10 tRNA genes are annotated in these 1,128 nt (G+C 50.8%); all 10 read right to left on the reverse strand.

Going from position 1 to position 1,128, the window contains the following annotated elements:
* Positions 1-78 precede the first annotated feature (78 nt).
* Positions 79-152, reverse strand: a tRNA-Cys gene (locus QW71_RS36430).
* Positions 153-159: 7 nt separating this feature from the next.
* Positions 160-234, reverse strand: a tRNA-Gly gene (locus tag QW71_RS36435).
* Positions 235-240: 6 nt separating this feature from the next.
* Positions 241-320: transfer RNA gene (locus tag QW71_RS36440), tRNA-Gln, on the reverse strand.
* Between the two features lie 54 nt (positions 321-374).
* A tRNA-Gln gene (locus tag QW71_RS36450) sits at positions 375-449 on the reverse strand.
* Positions 450-467: 18 nt separating this feature from the next.
* Positions 468-543 (reverse strand) — tRNA-His (locus tag QW71_RS36455).
* A gap of 49 nt (positions 544-592) precedes the next feature.
* Positions 593-668: transfer RNA gene (locus QW71_RS36460), tRNA-His, on the reverse strand.
* Positions 669-694: 26 nt separating this feature from the next.
* Positions 695-768: transfer RNA gene (locus tag QW71_RS36465), tRNA-Trp, on the reverse strand.
* Between the two features lie 5 nt (positions 769-773).
* Positions 774-859: transfer RNA gene (locus tag QW71_RS36470), tRNA-Tyr, on the reverse strand.
* Positions 860-892: 33 nt separating this feature from the next.
* Positions 893-978 (reverse strand) — tRNA-Tyr (locus QW71_RS36475).
* A 5-nt stretch (positions 979-983) separates the two neighbouring features.
* Positions 984-1,059, reverse strand: a tRNA-Thr gene (locus QW71_RS36480).
* Between the last annotated feature and the right edge of the window lie 69 nt (positions 1,060-1,128).

The following is a 1,128-nucleotide window of genomic DNA, read 5'->3' on the forward strand; positions in this document are numbered from 1 at the left end:
TTCCCACTCGATTTTGAGTCGAGCGCGTCTGCCATTCCGCCACGCCGGCATATACATAGAATTAGTTCTAAAAGATAATGGAGGTGCCACCCAGATTTGAACTGGGGATAAAGCTTTTGCAGAGCTTTGCCTTACCACTTGGCTATGGCACCAAAAAAATGGAGCGGACGACGGGAATCGAACCCGCGACCCTCGCCTTGGCAAGGCGATGCTCTACCGCTGAGCCACGTCCGCATATAATGGCTGGGGATATAGGAATCGAACCTATGAATGACGGAGTCAAAGTCCGTTGCCTTACCGCTTGGCTAATCTCGAACCCGCGACCCTCGCCTTGGCAAGGCGATGCTCTACCGCTGAGCCACGTCCGCATATAATGGCTGGGGATATAGGAATCGAACCTATGAATGACGGAGTCAAAGTCCGTTGCCTTACCGCTTGGCTAATCCCCAACATTTGATTTAATAAAATGGGGCGACTGATGGGTCTCGAACCCACGAATGCCGGAACCACAATCCGGTGCGTTAACCCCTTCGCCACAGTCGCCATATGAAGCTTATTTAATTGCAATGCCTTATAACTCTTATAAAATAAATGGGGCGACCGATGGGTCTCGAACCCACGAATGCCGGAACCACAATCCGGTGCGTTAACCACTTCGCCACGATCGCCATATTAAATTTTATAGGATATTACTTGGCAGGGGCAGCAGGAATTGAACCCACACCAACGGTTTTGGAGACCGTTGTTCTACCTTTAAACTATGCCCCTAAAAATGGTGGAGGCTGATGGATTCGAACCACCGAACACGTACGTGAGCAGATTTACAGTCTGATGCGTTTGGCCACTTCGCTAAGCCTCCGAGGATGGTGCCGGCGAGCTATGCCCCTAAAAATGGTGGAGGCTGATGGATTCGAACCACCGAACACGTACGTGAGCAGATTTACAGTCTGATGCGTTTGGCCACTTCGCTAAGCCTCCGAGGATGGTGCCGGCGAGAGGACTTGAACCCCCAACCTACTGATTACAAGTCAGTTGCTCTACCAATTGAGCTACACCGGCGTATTAAGTTGTAAAAAATATGGTGGCGCGGGAGGGAATCGAACCCCCGACACAAGGATTTTCAGTCCT

Source organism: Paenibacillus sp. IHB B 3415, from assembly GCF_000802655.2.
Taxonomy (GTDB): Bacteria; Bacillota; Bacilli; order Paenibacillales; family Paenibacillaceae; genus Paenibacillus_AQ; species Paenibacillus_AQ phytohabitans.